Origin of the sequence: Joostella atrarenae, assembly GCF_021764745.1 — a bacterium.
Lineage (GTDB): Bacteria > Bacteroidota > Bacteroidia > Flavobacteriales > Flavobacteriaceae > Galbibacter > Galbibacter atrarenae.
Map to the genome: position 1 here is coordinate 1 of NZ_JAETXX010000030.1, position 3,069 is coordinate 3,069.

Consider the following 3,069-nt stretch of genomic DNA (forward strand, 5'->3'; position numbering starts at 1 on the left):
AAAGTGATCACTACTTCCATGAACCTTATCGATTATTCTTTTATTAATAATATTGAGTTCGGAGCACAATAAGTAGGTATTTTATAACCGTTATTTATTCTTTCAGTACTTATCTGAAGTATTCTCTCTATAACATCAATATTCTTATAATCCGGTTTATATAAATTATAAAAATATTTGAATAGAACAACACCTCCAATACCTGACAATACACCTATACTTTTTTCTTGTAAGAAGTTGTTATCTATTACTTCATTTATTTCCGAAATTTTTCCTTTTATTGATTCTACATTTGATTTCATTGAACTTTTGATAATTTAAACATTTATTTTCCTGTTTGAATATACTTTATAGCTCTTTCTAAAACTATATCTTTATTTGCTTTTACCGCTTCTATAGTATTTTTCACCGAAATATCAGGAATAATCCCAATACCTTGCGTTTGTTTACCACTAGGATAATATACTCCAATACCAGAAATCATTGTACTAATATTACCTGGTAGGTATATCTTCGAAACATTTCCATCAGCACCTGCTGTTTGACTTCCTATTACCTTTACTTTTGGAGTAACCTGTATAGCCATTACAGTATATTCTGCTTGACTTTGGGTAAATTCATTAACTAAAACAGCAATCCGACCTTTATAATAATCAGGATTTTTAAAGCCTGTTATCAGTGGGTCTGTAAAAGTAAAAATTCCAGGTTTTTCTACTGATCCTATTGAAAATTTAACAAACTCCTTAGGTTCAGAATAAAGGTAAGCACCTAATTGAAAAGGTAAAAAATCTGATGGATAACATCTTAAATCAAAAATGAGTCCTTCTTTACCAATAAATTTAGGAATAATGCTGTTTATTTCTCCTTTTTTCAATGAACCTGTATATATATAGCCTATATTATTATCTATTATTTTATTTGAGGGTATTTTTCTGTTATAAAACTTGTTTATTCCTTTTTGCGAAACACAACGAATTTCTACTTTCTTACCATTAGCTGTACTTATGACAACAGAAGAACTATTTGTTCTAAGTATTTTAGAGCAAATATTACGCTTCTGAGCTGCTATATTTGACCCAATAGAGTAGGGTTTGATTTTATTAATAAGATCATTTACATTTTCTCCATCTATTTGCAGAATAACATCACCCTTCTTTAGAGAAGAACGATGATCAAAGATTTCATTTATAACTAATTTATCTTCAACAAAAATAACTTTAAATGGAGGAGTTCTTGTTCCAAAATATTTATCTACTACATCTCCTAATTGTATAATATTGGAATGGGTATCCTTTATTTCATGAATTAATTCGAGTACTGTAAGTTTATATTCTAGTTCATTATCAGAGTCCATGAATTTTGGGATATATTGTTTTAATATATAATCCCAATCATTAATTAAATATTTAGATGGATGAAAATATTCTATTATATTCCAAAAACGAAATAATGAAAGTAATTTATATCCATCATCATCCCATTCCATATCTGGGTATACGGGTTCATTTGTGAATATTGGGTTACCAACGCTTTTAGTAAACTTTACATAATAATTACTTTTTATAACAGTTTTATCATTTGCTTCGAAATTGGATTTCCATTTATTGAGTTTTTCTAAAAATTTATCACTTCCAACATAAGGCAATAATTTAAACAATTCATAATCCCAATTATACTTTCCTGATGCTACCTCCTGATTAAAATATTTAAGACAACCCCATTCTTTACCTAAGAGATAAAGATCTAGTTGCTGCTCTGGGCTAGGGCTTTCCGACATCTTAAATTCAGAATTTTTATGCCTTACTATAGTATCCTCAATAATCTGCCTTTGTTCATTAATTTCTCCAGAATAGTCACTTTTATGAAAATTAACTAATTTAGAATAGTCCTTGCCATCAATCAATACTTTAAAGTTGTCAAACCACACTGTACCTTTCCCCTTTAAAATCCCTCCGATATATATATCAGTAGCATTTTCATGATTAGGTAAATGAATTTCATACTTCTGCCAATTGGTTGTTCCTTGTATTCCTTTTTTAAACATGTTATCAAATTCAAGGGACTTACCAAACCTTTCAATTTTCAAGAACAGGCCTGCACCACCATCAACATTTTCTGTTTTCATATATCCTTCTAGCTTAATTTGCTCTCCCCTAACACTTTCAGGTAATTTCAAAGTTATATAACCGTATGAACTGGAACTGCTATTGTCTGTAGATGAAATCATAACAGCATTTTTACCTTCTACATGATTTAAAGAGTCATTAGATATATGGTAGTCCCCAGATTTAAACCAATATTTGGGAAGAGATTCTTCTGCTTTTAGCTCTTCAAAACCTAAATTATATCCGGATTGCTGGGAACAAGATATACAGCATAAGAATATTGAAAAAAAGAATAATTGAATGCTTTTCATAATATTTTATTTTGGTTGTTAAAAATAATACTTGGTTTTATAGTAAACATAATAATAAGCACCTTAAGAGATTATATATCAATACTTAACACTTGTAAATTAAATATTAATCAAAGTGCACAAATATTAGAGAATAAATTAAAGCTAGAAAATCACCATGAGATCTGTCTTTATCTATGATTCCTGAATTTAAACAAGGCTAAGGATCGTTTTCTTATCCAAATTTATTCACTTGATCTTTTTTATAAAAAATAAATTTGAATAAAAAATCTCAATTTAATAGAATAACTAATGTAGATTATTTCTTACTACTTTTACTAGTTAATGATCTTGCCAACATTGATTCGTAGTACCTACATAAAAAATCATAACAAACAAGTTCATATTGTCTGTTTTCAGATATAAAAAGTCGATTCATAAACATATGTATAATACTTGATATTAATTTTCTTATGTTAACCACGGTAGAACAATTTGCATATAAAACCTTAATAGGTTATAATTTCAGAGTGCTTGATAATGATGAATTAGAAACTTTGATTACAAAAGTACTGGAATATGCAAAACAAGGAAAATACGATATGTATTCTTACCAAACAATCTATAATAATCTTTCATACCATATAAAGATAGGATCATTAGGCATTAAAGAA

At 28.2% G+C, this 3,069-nt stretch carries 4 protein-coding genes; 1 reads left to right on the forward strand and 3 read right to left on the reverse strand.

Going from position 1 to position 3,069, the window contains the following annotated elements:
* Positions 1 to 32 precede the first annotated feature (32 nt).
* From JM658_RS16880 to JM658_RS17285, 3 genes are all read right to left on the reverse strand, one after another.
* Positions 33 to 302, reverse strand: a complete 270-nt coding sequence (locus JM658_RS16880; protein ID WP_236961055.1) for a hypothetical protein — start codon at positions 300 to 302, stop codon at positions 33 to 35.
* Positions 303 to 325: 23 nt separating this feature from the next.
* A complete protein-coding gene (locus JM658_RS16885; RefSeq protein ID WP_236961056.1) occupies positions 326 to 2,416 on the reverse strand; it encodes a S41 family peptidase in 2,091 nt (696 codons plus the stop codon).
* Positions 2,417 to 2,714: 298 nt separating this feature from the next.
* A complete protein-coding gene (locus JM658_RS17285; protein ID WP_394800498.1) occupies positions 2,715 to 2,840 on the reverse strand; it encodes a hypothetical protein in 126 nt (41 codons plus the stop codon).
* A 28-nt stretch (positions 2,841 to 2,868) separates the two neighbouring features.
* Between JM658_RS17285 and JM658_RS16890 the strand changes: the two genes are divergently transcribed.
* Positions 2,869 to 3,069, forward strand: a 201-nt coding sequence (locus JM658_RS16890; RefSeq protein WP_236961058.1) for a hypothetical protein, incomplete at its 3' end; no start/stop codon positions are given.